General features: G+C 38.4%; 15 protein-coding genes and 1 pseudogene. 7 read left to right on the top strand and 9 right to left on the bottom strand.

The features are described 5' to 3' along the window. Positions 1–86: 86 nt before the first annotated feature. The 7 genes from C6H66_RS10080 to C6H66_RS26740 all read right to left on the bottom strand — a co-directional run bounded on the left by C6H66_RS10080 (position 87) and on the right by C6H66_RS26740 (position 9,622). Positions 87–398, bottom strand: a complete 312-nt coding sequence (locus C6H66_RS10080) for a Rossmann-fold NAD(P)-binding domain-containing protein (RefSeq protein ID WP_105395494.1) — start codon at positions 396–398, stop codon at positions 87–89. Then, positions 370–876, bottom strand: coding sequence for an SDR family NAD(P)-dependent oxidoreductase (locus tag C6H66_RS10075; protein ID WP_105395493.1), 507 nt, complete (start codon positions 874–876; stop codon positions 370–372). Before C6H66_RS10075 ends, C6H66_RS10080 begins: the two co-directional genes overlap by 29 nt. Position 877: 1 nt before the next feature. Then, a complete protein-coding gene (locus C6H66_RS27270) occupies positions 878–1,441 on the bottom strand; it encodes a cytochrome P450 (protein ID WP_105395492.1) in 564 nt (187 codons plus the stop codon). Next, on the bottom strand, positions 1,395–2,204 hold the full coding sequence (locus tag C6H66_RS27265; RefSeq protein ID WP_105395491.1) for a cytochrome P450: 810 nt from the start codon (positions 2,202–2,204) through the stop codon (positions 1,395–1,397). Before C6H66_RS27265 ends, C6H66_RS27270 begins: the two co-directional genes overlap by 47 nt. A 25-nt stretch (positions 2,205–2,229) precedes the next feature. Beyond that, positions 2,230–4,149: a carbamoyltransferase C-terminal domain-containing protein gene (locus C6H66_RS10060; RefSeq protein ID WP_105395490.1), complete on the bottom strand. Its 1,920-nt coding sequence runs from the start codon at positions 4,147–4,149 to the stop codon at positions 2,230–2,232. Positions 4,150–4,177: 28 nt separating this feature from the next. Continuing rightward, a complete protein-coding gene (locus C6H66_RS10055; protein WP_105395489.1) occupies positions 4,178–7,438 on the bottom strand; it encodes an aminotransferase class I/II-fold pyridoxal phosphate-dependent enzyme in 3,261 nt (1,086 codons plus the stop codon). A 606-nt stretch (positions 7,439–8,044) separates the two neighbouring features. After that, on the bottom strand, positions 8,045–9,622 hold the full coding sequence (locus C6H66_RS26740) for a hypothetical protein (protein ID WP_248000651.1): 1,578 nt from the start codon (positions 9,620–9,622) through the stop codon (positions 8,045–8,047). Between the two features lie 825 nt (positions 9,623–10,447). Here C6H66_RS26740 and C6H66_RS10040 point away from each other — a divergent pair. The 5 genes and pseudogenes from C6H66_RS10040 (at position 10,448) to C6H66_RS10020 (ending at position 14,149) form a co-directional block, all read left to right on the top strand. Further along, entirely contained in the window at positions 10,448–11,401 is a 954-nt protein-coding gene (locus C6H66_RS10040) for a hypothetical protein (RefSeq protein ID WP_105395488.1), read from the top strand. A gap of 135 nt (positions 11,402–11,536) precedes the next feature. After that, positions 11,537–11,872 (top strand): annotated as a pseudogene (locus C6H66_RS10035) (Rpn family recombination-promoting nuclease/putative transposase); the annotation flags it as partial. A gap of 365 nt (positions 11,873–12,237) precedes the next feature. Then, entirely contained in the window at positions 12,238–12,432 is a 195-nt protein-coding gene (locus tag C6H66_RS10030; protein ID WP_046396432.1) for a hypothetical protein, read from the top strand. Positions 12,433–12,438: 6 nt separating this feature from the next. Continuing rightward, entirely contained in the window at positions 12,439–13,095 is a 657-nt protein-coding gene (locus tag C6H66_RS10025) for an SGNH/GDSL hydrolase family protein (RefSeq protein WP_046396431.1), read from the top strand. 10 nt (positions 13,096–13,105) lie between these two features. Continuing rightward, the gene (locus C6H66_RS10020; protein WP_046396430.1) at positions 13,106–14,149 is read left to right on the top strand and encodes an acyltransferase; all 1,044 of its coding nucleotides are present in this window, start codon (positions 13,106–13,108) and stop codon (positions 14,147–14,149) included. 190 nt (positions 14,150–14,339) lie between these two features. On the opposite strand, the gene C6H66_RS10015 is transcribed toward C6H66_RS10020, so the two are convergent. Both C6H66_RS10015 and C6H66_RS10010 read right to left on the bottom strand, forming a co-directional pair. After that, the gene (locus C6H66_RS10015; RefSeq protein WP_105395487.1) at positions 14,340–15,347 is read right to left on the bottom strand and encodes a Txp40, insecticidal toxin (previously name A24tox); all 1,008 of its coding nucleotides are present in this window, start codon (positions 15,345–15,347) and stop codon (positions 14,340–14,342) included. 523 nt (positions 15,348–15,870) lie between these two features. Then, positions 15,871–17,037: a cupin domain-containing protein gene (locus tag C6H66_RS10010; protein ID WP_046396428.1), complete on the bottom strand. Its 1,167-nt coding sequence runs from the start codon at positions 17,035–17,037 to the stop codon at positions 15,871–15,873. 333 nt (positions 17,038–17,370) lie between these two features. Here C6H66_RS10010 and C6H66_RS25900 point away from each other — a divergent pair, with 333 nt between their 5' ends. Then, positions 17,371–17,511: a hypothetical protein gene (locus C6H66_RS25900; RefSeq protein WP_181150179.1), complete on the top strand. Its 141-nt coding sequence runs from the start codon at positions 17,371–17,373 to the stop codon at positions 17,509–17,511. A 110-nt stretch (positions 17,512–17,621) separates the two neighbouring features. Beyond that, entirely contained in the window at positions 17,622–18,185 is a 564-nt protein-coding gene (locus C6H66_RS10005; RefSeq protein ID WP_036805991.1) for a hypothetical protein, read from the top strand. Positions 18,186–18,286: the final 101 nt, after the last annotated feature.

Raw genomic sequence — 18,286 nt, 5'->3', positions numbered from 1 at the left:
ACGTTAGATATTATGTTGAAGATTCATTTTTCTTCTCAGCTAATTTATCCGTTACTTCTTTAGCAAACTGATTACCGCCATCTAGCTTATTTTCCTTTTAATGCAATAATATACTGTAACAATCGTGGAAGAAATCGATTAAGGTATACACCAATGACTTCTTTATTACCTCCGGGGTATATCTCTCTTTTTTCACTAACGATTGCCTTAACAATTTTTTTGGCGCATAAATCGACAGGCATGCCGTGTTCCAGTTCACTATCAATACGTTGATAAGGCTCCCCATTTCCAGTGAGAGATCTCATGGTAATATCAGTATTAATAAAACCGGGACAAATAAATGTAACATTGATATTGTCTTTCGTATGCTCAGCACGCAGAGAATTCAAAAAAACCATGCAATGCCTGCTTCGATGCTGAATAGCCTGAACGACCCGGTGTACCAAACTTACCAGCCACACTGGAGAGAACAACAAAATGCCCGCTCTTTTTCTCAATCATCGAAGGGAGTACAGTTAATGCTATGTTGACAATGGATAAAAAATTTAAATTAATCAATTTTTCATAGACAAAGAATTGTGTGTCTGCAACTAAAGAACGTTGACTGACGCCAGCAGTGAAAATAATACAGTCAATACTCCCGATCCGTTGAAGCACTTTATGTACCATTTCTTTCGCCTTGTCATGATTTGTAATGTCGAAAGGAATAACGTTTTCTTCTGGAAGATTAATTTCAGTAGCCAATTTTTTCAGCAAATCTTTTTTCCGACTAGAAATGACTAGGTTTGTTGTATGAGAACTAAGCACCTTAACTAAAGCATGGCCAATCCCCATAGACGCACCAATTACCCAGATATTTTTTCCTGCCAAATTCATTTTATGTCACCTTATCATCAGCCAGATATTTCCAAATACCATTAACTCCCTTCACAGGTCTGATAGTAATACCTGCTTTTAATTCTGGATATCCCTGATAACTCGTTTCGAAAAATCCTCTCTTACAAAATTCACCGATAATAATCGGTAAAACCATGCGAGCATAATTCATACCTAGACATATCCGGGGGCCTGCGCCAAAAGGAATAAAAGTGCGGTTAAGCTTATGGCTGTATAATTCCCCCAACCAGCGCGTAGGAACGAAGTCGTCAGCTTTTTCCCAATAGTCTGGGTGTCTCTGCAAACAATAAGGGGAAATAACCACCATTTTCCCGGCGGCTATCTTATGTTCGCCTATAGTGATATCTTCTTTAGCTGTCCGGGAAAAAGACCATACTGGAGGGAGAAGACGCATGCTTTCATTGATAACCGCATTGGTATATTTCAATTCGAAAATATCAGCGGTCTTTTCCAATACAGCTTGCGTATATTCATCTTTAATAATTTTATGCCAACGTTTATAGCGAGAAATGAAATAAAATGTCCAAGTGGCTGCGGATGCAATTGTTTCGTAAGACGTTAAAAAAAAAGGTAAGTAATTGGTCTTTTATCTCATCATGATCGGTTTCATTTTCCAAAATCATGTTCAATAGACAGTCTTTTCCGCCATGACTGTCATGATTTTTAATTATTTCAATTACTTGCCTGTCAAGTACAGATTTTTCCTTCCTAAATTTCAACGCAGAAAACGTAGGGATGTGAGGAGGTAATTTAATAATCGCCTCAAGACGTTTAATAACATAATCAGAAGCATTCTCAAGCGCTATTGAAACACTGTATCTGCTGATATCACTACTACTTTGTCCAAAGAGGGTTTTCAAAGCAATGTTCATGGAAAGATCAAGCATATCTTTGAATATGTCGCGTTGATGCCCATCCAAAACAGTATTATGGGAAAAGTCCGTGACGATATCTTTTATCGGAGCAATCAATGTGTTTAAACTGGATATCGTGAAAGCATGCCTGGCATTATCGCGTTGTTTTTTCCATACCTCACCCTCTGTGGTGACCATACCCTGACCAAGCAATAACTCTAACTCACGATAACTGGGGCTTTTAACAAAAAAATCTATTCTTTTCGCTAATATTTCTGCTACCCAGTCTGGATTGTTAACGAAAATTATACGCTCCGGACCCATTCTTATCGCGCAAATATCACCATTCTCTCTTGCTGCGTTAAGAAATAGCGATAACGCATCCGATTTATAATCCAGTATTGAACCGAGTAAAGGCAAACCTTTTACTTCCTTAATCTCTTTATAGTTCACTCTTCTGTACTCCTTTTATATTTTATCAAAAGTTTCCGATAATAAGGAAAGGCTTACGGATACCCGCCTTTTCAGCTTTCCTACACTGATAGTCGAAGTCGTGATACGCATGTTGCATCCGCTGAACTGTAGAATAGCCATGAATGTTGAAAGAGGTGTTGATTAATGCTGCATAGCCAGTTTTCTTTTCGACTTCCTGTAATACTTCAACATCAACGCCTGATTTAATAACAAGCGGCCTGCCAGTAGTTCTACCATCATGCATTTTATGCATCACTCCTTCATATTTTTCTTCTGGTATATTATCATTATAACTTAGCGCAATAATCATGCCATGAAGTGATCCTATCACTCTGTTTACTTCTTTAATGTTAAAAAGAACCGGTAAATTCTCTGATCTTAATACGGGAGCCATTGGCATATGGTCATCCCGACCATTAAGAAGGTTAATTTCTTTCTTAAGTTCACCCGTCGGTAAACATAGCGTAGAATTTGACATCAGTGCTCTGGGACCTAATTCCCCCCAATTTTTTACTGTATTAACAATATATCCTTTGCTTACATAATGAGCAGTATTTTTAATAAAATCATCTTTATTGTCTGTATAAATGACATTTTCTGAATACTTACCGTTATATGGTAAAGATAAATCACGTTTTAGTAATAACAGATTTACGCTTCTATTAGATAACGTATTATCAAGAATAACAGCGCCTGTCAGTGCGTGCACAATATCGCCAGCAAGGGGGGTGCAACAGATATCTCCCTGTATGTTGTTCAATAAAACATTATTGAGTTTGACATTGAAATGAACGCCGCCGCCAACAATAAGGTTCTCAACTTTTTCATTATCAATGAGTTTTACCAAGTAGGTTTCTAAAAATTTATTAGCAATATAGGAAGAAATAATACGGATCTCATATTGACTTAATCCGTTTAAATGCTGTTGTAGCCACGACGGCATTCTCACATGGTTCACGGCAATTTCCTGCATATATTTAACAGAAAAACCATGTGAAAAATGCTGATGCACACTTTTTTCTAAAAGAACTTCTGACGGAGATTTTTTTATCCCCAACAAGGTAACGGGCTTACGAGAATCGTTCCATTCAAGCTGGATTTTATGACGTTCGTGGTAATACGCTTTCTTTTTAGAAAAATTTTCATCATTAACACCGGGTAGGAAAGATTTGATATCATTTCTAATGGCTGACATCAGCCCATATTTCTTATTTGACAAAAAGCCATCGGATAATTTTATTATAATCCGGTTGAGTTTATTAAGTTCATCGTTGTTTAACAGGCTTGTTATTTCCGTTTCGTAACCAAGTGACTTATATTCATCTTTCAACGGCGAAAAACCTGTATCGGCATTGCATACCAAACGGGCAAAAAATATTCCGCATGAAAGATCTGCCGCGGAAATTCTTTTCACCCTTTGTAGTGTTTTTATACAATCTGCCAATGCTTTGTTTTTATCGATTGTCACAGTATAGAGAGATGTTGATTCATAATCATCTCCCGTACCATCAGTAATCAATATATGATATTTTTTAGGCAGATTGTTTTCTTTACAATGTTCCCAAGCTTCAATGATACCATTTATCGCATGAGTAGCATGATGGTTTATTTTCAATTCATACAACTTTACTTTTTTTATAAATTGCTCAAATATTTCTCTATCGTTACCACATAAAGCCTTTATAGTATGGTTATAATCAACCTCGCCAAGAAAATTAATGATATTCAATTCATCAATGTCATATTTCATTAATTTCAATATTGTGTGGATGGGGACATATTCCCCACCTTTTGAGCGACTCTCTTTTTCATCTTCAATGGCAAACATATCACTGGCATTATTCCATATGACCACGGAAGCATTGTGCCCTAAAAAGAGGCATGCATTCTTATAATGCTCTCTTTCTTTCATCATCGTGCTCATTATTAGTTTCCTTTACATAGAAAATTAGTTAAATATACTCTTTTATGATATTGAGCACTTTATTGATGTCCTCAACCGTGTGTCCATAGTTAATAAAAAGGCGTAAACGAGCTTTATTCTCAGGTACGGCTGGATACAAGATAGGTTGCACATTAATTAAATTCTCCCTCAGCTTTTGATAAATATAGATACATTTATTCTCGTCGCCTATCATGAGAGGGATAACAGGGGTATCTTTACTAAATCCTGTATCCAGGCCGAGTGCATTCGCTTTATTAATGAAATACTTTGATAATTCTTGCACTTCATGAACTCTGTATTTTTCCTTTTGTATCACTTTAATGGCAGTAAGCGCCGATGCGGCAACAGCCGGTGGCATACCGGTGGTGTAAACAAAACCCGGTGTCGTATACCGTAGATAAGTTATAAAGGATCGCTTACCAGCAATATAACCACCACAGCTTGCGAAACTTTTACTAATTCCACCCATACAAATATCTACTTCAGACGGTATGACATCGCAATGCTCACAAACACCCCGTCCACTTTCTCCCACAACCCCAATGGAAAGACATTCATCTACCATCAACAGTGCTTTATACTTTTTCTTTATTTCAACAAATTTCTTCAAATCAGGAATATCACCATCCATGCTATAAGCACCTTCTATAAAGAGCATGACTTTTCTGTAATGTTTCCTTTTCTTATTAAGAATTTCATCGGCCATTTGCCAATTATTATGCGCAAATGGCAACATGTCCGCCTGAGACAATTTTCCGCCCTGGAGAAGGCTGTCATGGCTATATTCATCGTACAAAATAAGATCGCCACGTTGCATTAAGTGACCAATAACGGTCACATTGCAAAAATTACTACTCACAAAAGTAATGGCGTCTTCATGACCGGTAAACTTTGCTATTTCAGCTTCCAGATCAACATGAACAGGGCGTTGACCCGCTACAATCCTTGCCGCTGAAGGACTAGTGCCATATTGGTTGATTGCTTCTATAGAAGCTGATTGAACATCAGGATGCTGAGCCAGGCCAAGATAATTATGGTTAGAGAAATTGAGGTAGTTTTCCTCATTCATTACTGTATGAGAACCATTCACCCCTTCATGAGTTGTAAAGAAGGGGAGACTGACACCTTGCATTGATTCGAGACGAACCTCAATTTCTTTTACACCTTTCAAATGTACAGGATCAAAGAATTCTTCCGGTATATCGTCAATATTTTCAAATGCCTGATGATCACTTTCATTTTCTAGCTGATCTGTAATCTGCGTGCGTAATTCAGGCGATAATTGATTGTATCCTCTGATAAAATTGTAAATAACTTCTAATTCATTTAAAAAAGACCCTAGATATTCATGGCGCTCGAAGATATCTGAAGGTAATTGGTGAGAGGTCAAATCTGAAAAATCGGCAAGCAAAGTAGCTTTCTGGAGTGAATCAATCCCAAGGTTATAGAGATGAATTTCTCCAGCCGTCATATCAGGCAGCTCTTCTCCCGTTTCTCGAATCAACCAGTTGTCAAACCAGTTTATGACGAAGGATCTATTCGTATCCTGACGGTTATTTTGCTGATCACGACTTGCAGACTGGGCATTCCATTCATCGATTACAGTTAACTTGCCAGAGAGAAGCAATTCCTGCATGGCTTTGCGACGTACTTTACCACTTGATGTCTTAAGTATTCCGCCAGGCCGGATAAGAATAATTTTACTAACAGAAACTTCATGGTTATTAGTAATATTAACTCTTATTTTCTTCATTATTTCTTTGACATCGATTTTCTTAATGTCGCTTCTTTTTACTTCTTGTATGACGATAACCCCTTTTTCATCCGCAAAGGCGACACATCCCCCTGAAATAAGCGCAGCGTCAGACATCTGTGACGTATTTTCTATATCCTGGGGATAGTGATTTTTTCCTCTGATAATAATGACGTCTTTGATCCTGCCACTAATATATAGCTCTCCATCAAATAAAAATCCCAGATCGCCTGTTCGCAAATAAGGGCCTTTATTATCTGATGTATACTGACTGAACGCACCGCTGGTAGCATTCTCATTATTCCAGTAACCGTAAGTTACGGAAGGTCCCTGCAACCAAATTTCGCCAACTTTACCTTCAGGCAATACATCTGCCGTATCAGTTTTGCAGATAATAACTTCTTGATTTTCGTATGGTTTGCCATGACTGACCAATGTGGTGTTGCCATTCACGTTATTGGCTTTAATAACGTTTCCTTCACTCAATGCTTTCGAATTAAAATTCTCTACTTTCATTCCGAGGTTATTAGTTACGGGTCCCGAAACATACAGGGTACTCTCTGCCAACCCATAACAGGGATAAAGAGCGTCCTTATTAAAACCGTAAGGGCCAAATCGCTCAGCAAAACGTTGAAGAATATCCGCTCTGACCGGCTCTGCTCCGCTAAATGCATTCTTCCAACTTGAAAGATCAATAGACTCCAAATCCTTGTCACTTATTCTTTCAACACTTTGCTCATATATAAAGTTAGGCCCGCCGGAAATAGTCGCTTTATATTTTGAAATGGCTTTTAACCATAGTGCTGGTTGCTGAATCACTGAAGTGGGTGGCATCAGTACAACCGGAACGCCGCTATAGAAAGGCTGGAGTATACCGCCTAATAAGCCCATATCATGGTAGGGCGGAAGCCAAATGACGCCACAACCCTCTTCTGAACATGCAAACCTATCCTTTATTGCCGCCAGATTACTGATTAAATTTTCATAACCGACCATGACACCTTTAGGGTCACCAGTTGAACCCGAGGTATATTGGAGGAATGCCAGATTTGATCCGCCGCGGTAAGACGTATTTTCCTGAGCCTCTATCAATTCATTTGCAGATATCACCCTGACTTCATTAAAGTTGTCTTCCTTCGCAAGTGCTTCTTTTATTTTTTCACTCTGTTTTGAAGTCGTGATAACGAATCGAGCATCACTATCCATTATGATCTTCAGAATAGTATCCCAACCTCTTCCCTCAGGTCGGGCGCTATTTACTGGTACAGCAACTACACTTGAGTATAAACACGCGGCCATAGTCTGAACAAAGAGTAGGCCGGAAGGCAACATAACTATTACCCGATCGCCAGGTTGACAGTATTGCTGTAAATAATAAGCAATACTTTTTTGTCCCCGGTGCAGACTCTGCCAGCTCAATTGTTCTTCTCTTTCTCCGTCAGAAAGAAACCTGAAAATTAACTCACCAGCATTTTCTGATGCTCTTTTTTCAATCAATTGACAAATATTATTCATTGATTAACCCTGTAGTAAAACCCACGCTTATGATTCAATGCACTTTAATTTATAAGAATAAATAATAATATGTAAAGAGTTATACATATTTAAGCTTTTGTGAGATTTGAAGATTAATGGAACGAAAACGGTACGCCCAACCTTGAAATTATTATAATGAATTGATTAAATTGACATAAATATCATTTTGTCACTTATTCAAACAACGTAAATGTGATGACTCAGATAAAAAACAGGTTCAGACAATAGAAATTGTCGCTCTGGATACATAATAAATTATTGCCAATTACACTGTAGTTTTAAAATTGATGATAACCAGCCTAAAAATGTATTTACATTATAATTTCTTAAAAAATTTTTCTAATTAAATAAATTTTCAAAATAGTGTAGATTACCGGAAGGGAATTCAGTCCGATTTTTGCGATCTGATCAATTGCGAAAAATCCCAAACCCCAAAACGGACTGAGTTATGCTTATCATCGGAAGCACCGAATTGACTGTGACGTAACCGGAGGAAGCTAACCCCGCAAAAAACAAGCCCATCAGCGTAGATTGATGTTTTTTGCTTTCTACGTGGTCTCACTGAACCGAGTTGACGCAATCATCTCAGTCGTTCGCACCGATTTCCTTTTCGATTTTGCCCACCTGCTCCTTAAGCTTTTCGGAACGGCTCTGGAAATTCTTGATAGAGACCAAATACTGGTTGGTACCAATGTAGAGGTCACCATTCCTATTGAAATAAATGCCGCCGTACTCATGACAATAGTTCACACCTCTACCGAGGGGAATCTGCCAGATCACCCGGCCGTTGAAGGAGTCGATGGCGCTAATGTAGTACATTCCACCCTTTGACGCTGAGATATCATCGGACCAGCTACAGGTATGCGCGAAGATGATACCGCTACCGCGACAGAGCATGTTCATCGCGTAAAAGTGAACGTCTGGAATAGACCATCTCTTTTCATCAGGTTGTTCAGTATCCGCAGGGTTGACGCGGATCATCTCCATGCCGGGACCATTTGGAACTAGCTGTGAGAACGGCCATGTCGGATAGTGACCGAAATTATTTTCGACCACAAAAGTATCACCGACGCCGATCAACGAGGCTTCGTCGGCACTCCTCATTTCCAAAAAGCAAGGGGTCTCGGAGATAATACTGCCATCCGAGCGGTTACAGACCAACACGTTCAGACGTGGATCGGCATTGTCGGTAATTCCCACCAGTTCAGTCCCGTCCTCCATTTTGGTGAGCGTCGGCGTAGTTCCCGAACCAATATTCGTCTGACCTGGCTTACGGTATCCGGCATTCTTGTAAGGCGTCTTCCAGCGAATGGTGATCTCATTCCCCTCCAGACCGAACGCCCAGAGATACCCTTTCGTACATAAGCCCTTGCTGTCGATACCATTGGTGACGATATAAGCCCCATTCTCATCAACAGAGAATGTATTGTTGTTCCACTGTTTTTCCAGCTTCTTCGCGCCAATCAGTGTTGTGCTCCCATCATTCGGATCAATTTGCACAACTGCTATCCATGCAGGAGAGCTGAGTGTACTCTCCGGGTAGCTCTGGTAGTTATAATCACCGGCAATCAGGCACCAATAGAGATTCGGACGATCCGCATCCCAAACAGGCAGCGACGAGTAAAGGGAATTGCCATCCGCTGAACCAGTGACCACTTCGATGATATCAGCACTCTGCCAGTTCGGTGTGAGCGCATAAATCTCACCCTCTGTTGGCTGTACATCCGCTGTTGGATAGCTGACGATCTGGTTGTCCTGTACCACTATCGTGTTGTCGTTGTTGTCTAGGTAAAAGTAGCCGCCGCCGAAGGTACTATTGCCGGAAAGTGTACCCGCCTTCGTGGCTGAAATAATGTTGCAGTTTTCGTCAAATACCACCACCCAGAACTGAGATGCGGAGTAGTCCAGCGAGACGCCCACCATTTGATTCTGACTATTACAAACCATGTTCGGCGTGTATCCGAAAGGGTTGTACTGCTCAATAAGCAGAAGATTGTCATTAACAGGACCGTTGAGCGACACGGACTCAGAACACCAGCTGTCTTGGTGCGGACTCCCGAAGTCGTTCTGCGCCATCCACGGGTGTTGAGGTATTTCAGCATCGGCAAAACGATTCAGCGCACTCTTCGCAGCGGGGACATGGTGCAATTCTTCTTTTCTCATGGGGACTACATGATCGAATGGATTCATAGTTAAGCCTGTATTTTTATATTAGATTATAAATTCCACATCCCGATATTCAGGATTGGAATGTTCAAGTTTTAGATTAGACATTCATAATGATGTGTATATAGAGACTAGAAGTCGGTTATGGAATGTCAAGAATCGTTGGATGATATTGGAAAAATATCTTTTTATTTCTCTGATAAAGTTATTAAACGCATGATTAATTATAATCATTTTTGATTAGATGAATTTAATCGGATATATTCTGATTTTTTCCAAAATAATTATCCCGTTTAATAATCTACTTGGTAAAGAATAATTACATTGCATGTTGAAATAATGATATAAGGAAAAAGTCACATAAATAAACTCCTATCTTTAAATAATTACAACTCTTTTTTTGAGCAATTTTATAGAGAGAATTCTACTCAAAAAATCGACATATTAGAAACATTCATTTTACCTAAAGTACATATAGAAAAATTGATAATAATCAGACTCCAAATAAAAGAGAAAAATCATTAATTGAAGGAATTATCAATTCTTACAAGTCTGGTTACTATGGCAAATAAAAATATTAGGTAGTCAACATTGACATTAATTGCGAGATAATTATTTCTGTGTTTATTAACTGATTACTTAGCCATTGTTTTTATGTTGTTTATATACTGTTTAAGATATTCATCTCTGTTCGTCGTCAGATGACTAATACAATAGTTAGGATTCATCCCCCTACAAACAAAATTGTAGGCAGCGTAGAAGTTTTCGCGATACTTTTATCTTCGCCATTACATCCGGTACCAACAAGAAAGGAGAATTAGAATGGATAAACCAAAGGAGAAGAATATGAAAATTAATGTAGCATCTATAAGACAAGCGACATTCCTCTCTGAGTTTTCTCTTGATAGAGAAAGCGGACAGAGTATACAAGATTACTTGGCGAAAGAAATAGAACGTAGAATTGATTTGGTGAGAGAAAATATTATTTCCGCATCAGAAAATAAAGAAAAAAACACCCCATTGTTTTTTTCCTTACCTGAGTTTTTTTGGAACATAAAATGGAATACGCTCAAAAACAAAGATGAGCTATATCAACTCACTGATTATATGATGCATCATCTATCCGATGCACAGGAAAGTTTGATGAATTCCTTGCCCGAAAACGAAGTGGGTAAAATCATTCTGTTGGCAGGAACGGTAGTAGTCTTGGTAGAAACTAGCAAGGACGGGGTATTTGAACCGTTGAATTACTGTTTAATAAGCAATAACTTTAAAAAGAAAAATGATGGTCGATTTGAAAGGTCAATGTGGCCAAAGCGTACAACTTCACAGATTGATTTCGGTCTTAGAGATAAAGTAACTAATAATGGGTTTATATTTACCTTTACAGATGGATTAACTGTCGAAGTTCTAAACAAGACTCAGCATGTTGGTGAGCATGATAATAACATGAACTATGGTTTCTCCATCGATAACAATATAATTGACGACTGCCCGTTTAGTATTAACTTATGCCTCGATTATGAGACAGTTAAGCCAGGCGAACGCAATGATGAGCTTATTGAATCATCATCGAAAATTGATTTCCTGTTGGCTTGCGGTATGTCTCTAAGTCCAAATTACAAATATCCGCCCAGCGTGCGATTTGCTGTAAGGAATGACGGCATGAGAAACGGAAAGGTTGAATGCTTCTCAATCAAAGATAGACATTTATTTCAACAAGTTCCACAAAAAGAATTAAATACCCGTCTATCGATGGTGGAGCTCACTCTTTAAATAGATAATATAACTGCTCTTTCCTTACTACGAGTGAGAGAAGAGTACATGTCAGGTATAATTAACCGTTGCTGCCCCAGTCTTAGGCGGGCAGCATATTGTCATCACATCAAATTTATTTGGAATCTGGTCCCCCAATTGGTGGAACTCCTGAATGGAGGGTATAATACAACTGAGCAGCGCAATGTGGTGTTACGCTATATTTTACTGAATGGACATACGCTGGATCTCTCCCAATTTGTCCATCAACTGATTGAACAATCTCCGGAGCATGAAACGATGTTGATGACTATTGCAGAACAGCTTGAACAAAAAGGGCTTGAGCGGGGTATTGAGCAAGGTATTGAGCTAGGCCGAGAGAAAGGTAAAGTGGAAACGGCTCGCGCCTTATTACGACATGGAGTGAGTTTGGACATTATTGTCACCAGTACCGGACTGAGCCGGGATAAAATTGAAGCGTTAAAGCATTAAATTAATCTTCTCTTTCACTGTAAAATGCCGATATTCAAGATCGGCATTTTTGTTATTAAACTCAGATGGTCAGTAATTCAATATTATGTTTCAGATCCATTTTTTTCTTTAGCTAATCTATCCACCACTTCTTTAGCAAACTAATTGTCACTATCGGCATTTTCTAGCACCTGATAGATAACTTGTTTATGATAACCAATCCGTATTTCTGTTATGAGTGTGTACGATTAAAGGGTCGTAAATAGAGGTTGATATCGTATTATTTATATGAGACAACTTTATCTGAGATCCAACCGCAGTGACGAAATTCATTTTCACTATTCGGTCAGCGATCTTTATACGGACATGATTTGCATGGGATCAGGATGATGACTCATCATATAGGCCAAACTGCCGATAAAAGTAAAAGACTCTCCACCTTAACGGATGCGAAGCAATTTGCTCTGTATGCTCTTCCTGATTTTAATGAAGGCGGTTATTTCAAAGTTAAACACGCTTTTTTCCGTTTCGCTTTTTTCTCGCAACGGCCTCTCGCCGAATTTTTATTTTTAGAAGGATAAAAGTAAATGTCTTATATTCAATCGCATTTGAAGGAAGGGTGTTGGTTTACCCTTGGCGACAGTATAACTGAAAGAGGGTGGTATCAACCAATAGTGACTAAAAATTTAGGTCTAAAAGAATGGAAAAACTACGGAGTAGGGGGAACATGCATAGCCCAAAAAGATAAAAATGACAATTCAGCCATTTGTTTAAGATATGAAAAAATGGGAAGCAATCCAGATATTATTACAATATGGGGAGGGGTAAATGATTTTGGATTTGATTTTGGCTCCTATGGAGGGTTGGAAATAGGTGATTATAAAGATAAAACCCCATTGACATTTATTGGAGGTATGAAGTTATTAATGACCGGAGTTACCAAAAAATACCCATTAGCAAGAATAGGGTTTATTATAACAACGCCAATATCAGTACAAAGAGGTATGAACAGCAAAAACGCCAAAGGGTACTATTTATCTGACTATTGCAACGTTTGTCGGGAAGTTTGCGAAAAACATTCCATCCCATATCTGGATTTGTTAAAACAATCTGGATTCAATGAAGGAAATATCGATATTATGACCAGCAATAGCTTGGGCACCGTGTCCGATGGTTTGCACCCATCAAAAATAGGTATGGCCAGGCTTGCCCCAAAAATTTCAAACTTCATTTTATCTATTTAAGAGACAAAGAATGAGAATATTAACCATAGATTTATTAAAGATCGTTTCTATATTTTTCGTTGTAATTTCTCACGTTACTTTATTTTTCTTGTTGCGCGATGATAATGACGTGGTTTTGTATTTTCTTAGGCAGATCGGTCAGTTAGGGGTCTCATTGTTTTTTATGTGCAGTGGCTATTTCTTACTAAATAACAGACATGAAAAACAGGTGGATTACATCATTAATAAAGCCAAAGGGATATTAACTGTATTGTTGTTTTGGCTTATCTTTTATTATCTGTATGACACATATTTTATCAGTAAATTTACAACAGTGCCTAATACTAGTTTTTTAAATTATATTAATGTTAGTAGAACCACATCAGATGCCACCCATTTATGGTTTATATTTGCAATTGTCTCTCTATATATATTAACACCACTAATGCGTAACGCATTTAACGAAACAAACGCAAAGGGGATTATGAAAATACTTGTCATAATGCTTATAATTTCTAATCTTACATTGCTGAATGCACTAACAGATTACAAATTCTCTTTTTCACTAATCCCATTCAATATTTTGATTCCGTTCCAAGCTGAGGGTTTGATTAGTTTCTTGATAGGTGGATATCTAGGGCTAACGAAACCGCAAATAAAGACTTTTTCCTTTAAGCACATAATGCTTCTGGTATTTTTTATTATATCATTGATATCTTTATCAATCATTTCATCCAGGACAGGAATGGTCTTCTTTTATGGGAAGTTTTATAATATATTCCTTCAGGTTTCTTCGGTGTGCCTGTTTTTATTCTTGGTTAATTTGAACATCAACGAAATACCATTATTAATAGATGACATTAGTAAGAATATACTAGGCATATATCTTGTTCACAATATTTTTGTTATTGAAATACATAACGAATTTGTCCATAATTTATTTTTGGAGAAATTTAATTACATAAATATATATGTTTACATAATAGCCTATTCTTTACTGGCTTTTATCCTGTCATATATATTATGTGTTTTGTTACGGAAATCAAAAATAACATCAAAAATTATAACCATCTAACGTTATGGACAGGGAGAGCCGGTTTCTTCCAGTAATATCTTTTTGGCAGTAAGGTGTATTGGCTAAAGGAAGGCGTTTTACAATTATCACAAACCACACAATGGTTTGAAAAGTAAAACGCCTTATGAGACTCCTGTTGAAAAAATGAGAGATTAAAAATGCTTTGTCAGTCGAAGCCAGAGATCACACATCATATATTTTTATAATGAGTTCCAACACTATGAATCGTGATTGTATTTTCGGTATTATTTTGCGTGAAGGTTACTCTGTCTTTTTGACTTAGCCTCACACTAAATAAATTATTTGGCAATTTTTCCAAGTTACTGCCGCTTGCTGTACCAACACTTTTTGCTGCTGTAAGTGGATCGTTACCCTTTTGCACCTCTTTTACAAATGAACTATACTTTTGTTTTGCCGCACCGTCCATATTAGCAAATCCATTCCTGGCTCTGTTCTTTTTAAGTTCTTGAAAACTAACTCTCCATTTAGGTGGTTCTGTTGGGCCGGCCAAATAACCTATTCTGCCATCAGGTAACTTCTGAGGTGGTCGAAAGAAAGGTTTAGAAAGCTTTTTTCTCTCAATATAATTCTCTAATGATTTAGACTCTAACCCGTTGTAGAAGTTTTTTGAAAAAATCCTCCTTCCTAGTGAAGTTACAGCAGATAAAATAAATAAGAAATCAATTAATTTAAAAAATCTTGCGGCATTTGATTGTTGATTTTCCTCCAGTGGAATTTCCTGTGCCGCAAAAAAATAGAGCGCCAATAATTTATCGTCATCTAAATAATCACTCAATGGTTTATTTTCAAGATCAGGAATATTCCAGATGTTTTGAGGATATTCACCTTCAAAATCCAGTTCATTCTTGTAAAAACCATCTGCCATATCTTTAGAAATTTGATCGCCATTTTCACCTAATAGTGCAGATGAAAGATTAGACATATATTCTTGATAAATTCCCTCGGCAGTCTCTTTATTTTTATAATAGTCACCAGGAAGTTGAGACACATCATGAATACCACTTACAGCTAAAGCGTATGCTAATATTATTTTCTTAGCCCGATATTCAACTCCATGTGATGCTGTATACCCCTCATCTGTTTGCTTAAAGTTTAGTACACGTATTATCTCTCCTGCTATTTGCTTTTCAACGGGTTGATATCCACTTCTATCATCAGGTGTTAATTTTATATCCATTATATTTCTCCATTATGTTAGTGTTTATTGAGCTATGAATCTTCTGGCAGAGAACGCCTAAATTTATCGCGACTAATATAAATTTCAGTTTTAAATATAGGGTTTTCTCTGGCTTTCTAATCGTTAATTTCAATATAAAACTACTTTACATGAGAATTATTAGCAAGCTTTTATCTTGCCATTTTTTGTTGATTTTTTTCCAATTAAATCATTATGTTAAGATTAGTTAAACAAATAATAAAATGAGCGAAAGAAAAAAGAGAAGGCACCAAAGCCAAAAGAACTTGGAGAATAGGATAATCTGATGTTAACAGAACGTTTTTAAATGGTCTCAGCAGGTTATATAAATGTAAAGCAGTCATTAAACATGACAGAAAATAAGGAATTTATTCTTTTAATCCCTGTCTGACCTAATTACCGATAGAAAGGTGTTATCCGATGTTAAATAAAGCCCCGTGTAAACGAGGCTATTTCTGATATACAAAGTTATACAGGTTCCTTCAATACACCACGGTGTAATATCTCAAGTCCTACGGCGTGATATAACTAGCTTATCCTTAGGACGATTCACCCAATCGGAAGGTTTATTGTTGAAATTATCCGCAAGCAGATAAGACGGAGTTTTAGCTAACCAATCAGAGAGTGAAATATCTTGATAAACACCGTTATCTAGTACAATCAGCACTTGAAGATCATCATCGCCAATATTTTCGATATAGTGACCAAATCCCAGTGGCACGTAACCAACGTCGGTTGGCCCATATTTTGCGGTTTGTGCGTGTCCGTGGGAACTAAATACAGTCATACGTCCTTTACCTGAAATGTAGTATTGCCACTCGTTGGCATTAGGGTGCCAATGTAGCTCACGTATTGCGCCAGGTTTGATGGTCTCTATAAGGCCGGTGATCGTTGTAGAAATAGGAAATTCCTTCGATGATGCTCGATAAACACTCCCTGCGTCGTTCTCGAAGAAGGGTTTGCTCTTCAAGAGTTCATAACGGTGGGTGAGTGGGGCATCGTTCAATCCGCCATCGTCAGCAGGTAGGGGAAGTTTGGGCGGGATAGCGCCCCCGACGATGTAAGCTTCACCCTGTTTAATTTTAGAAAAAACGGATGCCGGCATGTTGACACTTTTCTCAAGCACCTCTTTCGGCATATGGGTTATCCAATCAGTGATGCTGAAAGTGCCAAATTCTGAGAAATGCCCATTATCAAAAGCCAGAATAAAATGTGCGCCATCCCCAAGCGCCTGAATAGAATGACCATGACCTTTGGGAAAATACCATATATCTCCGGGGCCAAAATCAGCTACTTCACTTTTGCCCTCCGGATCGATAATGGTAATACGTGCATGACCTTCAAGCATATATGCCCATTCAGCGGCAACAGCATGCCAATGAAGTTCACGCACGCCACCCGGCTCAAGTAACATATCAACACCGGCAATCCCTTCAGATATCGGGAATTGTTCTACCGTGGCTTCCCGCGCCCATCCATTTTCCAATATCCGTTTTTTGCTATCGGTGAATTTATATTTATACAAACTTTTGGCATTTATTGGCGGTTTATTCTTGCCAGCAGTGGTTGTATCGTGTTGTTCATCAGCAACAGCGGCTTTAATCATACCGCCCATGCTAGCGGCGGCCGCGCCAATTGCGGACGCCTTCAAGATATCACGACGAGAGAACATATTTATTGCCTCCAAGTAAAATGGGTACCAGCAGGAATAGTTGCAAGCTGATATCTATTTGTTTGGTTTTTTTAAGTTAATGGTTGTCACGAAAGGAAAAATTAGAAGTGACTGATTAAGCATAGTAGAAAATGAGTCGTCTAGGAGTTAGCTTGGAAATCGGGCAGAGGCGAGATGTGGCGCGGCAACTTAAATCCGGTAACAAAGGTTGACATTAAAATCATTTTGGTTACTATTGTTACCGTTGGTTGCTTTGACCAACTGTGTTCTTTAAAAAAGTGAGACTTAAAAGGAGTATTGTCTATCGCGTATCACAAAAACAAAGAGATTAATGTGGCTATTGCCTATGCCGTGTCTCAAGGCTGGGCCTACGTGAAACGTAAAGGCAAAGGCCATGCAGTCAGGATTTTACGCTGTGGCAGTGAAGATAAATGCCACCAAAAATCAGTTTGGGGAACACCTGATAGCCCTTAAGACCACGCGAAAGACATAATCTCATTAGTCGATAAATGCAAATAATATCAAGGCCGTCAAACGGCGGCCTTTTTATCGAAGTCTCACTTCTCAATCATAGGAAAGTAGATATGAGAAAATACAGTTTTAGCATTGTGGTAGGCGGAAAAAAAATCACTACTGACGATGATTTGTTTGATATATCAGATGCTTTGTATGAAGCAGGATGCAGCGATGCCCACCCTGCTGCATACAATGGTACATTGTACGTTAATTTTACCCGCAACAGCGAAAATTACGCAAAAGCCGTCATGTCTGCAATAGCTGGTATTGAATCGGTTTCAGGTTTAATGTGTCTATCTGTAGATATTGGTGATGTAGTTAGCTTAAGTGATGCGGCTGAACTGGCAGGAACCACCAAAGCCGCTTTATCTCGATACAGTAAGGGTAGCCGTGGAGCAGGTGATTTCCCTACGCCTCTTCTGCGCGTGGATAGCAGTCGCCCGTTATGGTCCTGGACGGATATTGCTGAATGGCTCGCAAAAAACAAGATCATCGACAATGAGTTGGTAGAACAAGCCCGTATTACCGGTTCCATTAACACAGCTCTATCCATCCGAAACACTAATTCAATGGATGTCATAGTTCAATTTATGAACGCATTAAACAATAACTTAAAGGCAATAACTGCATAGTTAATAACATGCCTTTAAAACGATGAGTCTCACTATTATTGGCCATCTTAATGATGGCTCAGACCGCTGACAAACCTCGTTGAAAATAACGAGGCTTGTTC

Source organism: Photorhabdus hindustanensis (genome assembly GCF_002968995.1).
Classification (GTDB): domain Bacteria; phylum Pseudomonadota; class Gammaproteobacteria; order Enterobacterales; family Enterobacteriaceae; genus Photorhabdus; species Photorhabdus akhurstii.
This window is presented reverse-complemented; position numbering and strand designations above follow the sequence as displayed.

What these genes read in the sequence shown, in the direction of transcription:
- C6H66_RS10080 (WP_105395494.1), bottom strand. Translation starts at nt 398, where the DNA reads ATGGTTTTTTTGAATTCTCTGCGTGCTGAGCATACGAAAGACAATATC.
- C6H66_RS10075 (WP_105395493.1), bottom strand. Translation starts at nt 876, where the DNA reads ATGAATTTGGCAGGAAAAAATATCTGGGTAATTGGTGCGTCTATGGGG.
- C6H66_RS10060 (WP_105395490.1), bottom strand. Translation starts at nt 4,149, where the DNA reads ATGAGCACGATGATGAAAGAAAGAGAGCATTATAAGAATGCATGCCTC.
- C6H66_RS10055 (WP_105395489.1), bottom strand. Translation starts at nt 7,438, where the DNA reads ATGAATAATATTTGTCAATTGATTGAAAAAAGAGCATCAGAAAATGCT.
- C6H66_RS26740 (WP_248000651.1), bottom strand. Translation starts at nt 9,622, where the DNA reads ATGAGAAAAGAAGAATTGCACCATGTCCCCGCTGCGAAGAGTGCGCTG.
- C6H66_RS10040 (WP_105395488.1), top strand. Translation starts at nt 10,448, where the DNA reads ATGGATAAACCAAAGGAGAAGAATATGAAAATTAATGTAGCATCTATA.
- C6H66_RS10030 (WP_046396432.1), top strand. Translation starts at nt 12,238, where the DNA reads ATGATGACTCATCATATAGGCCAAACTGCCGATAAAAGTAAAAGACTC.
- C6H66_RS10025 (WP_046396431.1), top strand. Translation starts at nt 12,439, where the DNA reads ATGTCTTATATTCAATCGCATTTGAAGGAAGGGTGTTGGTTTACCCTT.
- C6H66_RS10020 (WP_046396430.1), top strand. Translation starts at nt 13,106, where the DNA reads ATGAGAATATTAACCATAGATTTATTAAAGATCGTTTCTATATTTTTC.
- C6H66_RS10015 (WP_105395487.1), bottom strand. Translation starts at nt 15,347, where the DNA reads ATGGATATAAAATTAACACCTGATGATAGAAGTGGATATCAACCCGTT.
- C6H66_RS10010 (WP_046396428.1), bottom strand. Translation starts at nt 17,037, where the DNA reads ATGTTCTCTCGTCGTGATATCTTGAAGGCGTCCGCAATTGGCGCGGCC.
- C6H66_RS10005 (WP_036805991.1), top strand. Translation starts at nt 17,622, where the DNA reads ATGAGAAAATACAGTTTTAGCATTGTGGTAGGCGGAAAAAAAATCACT.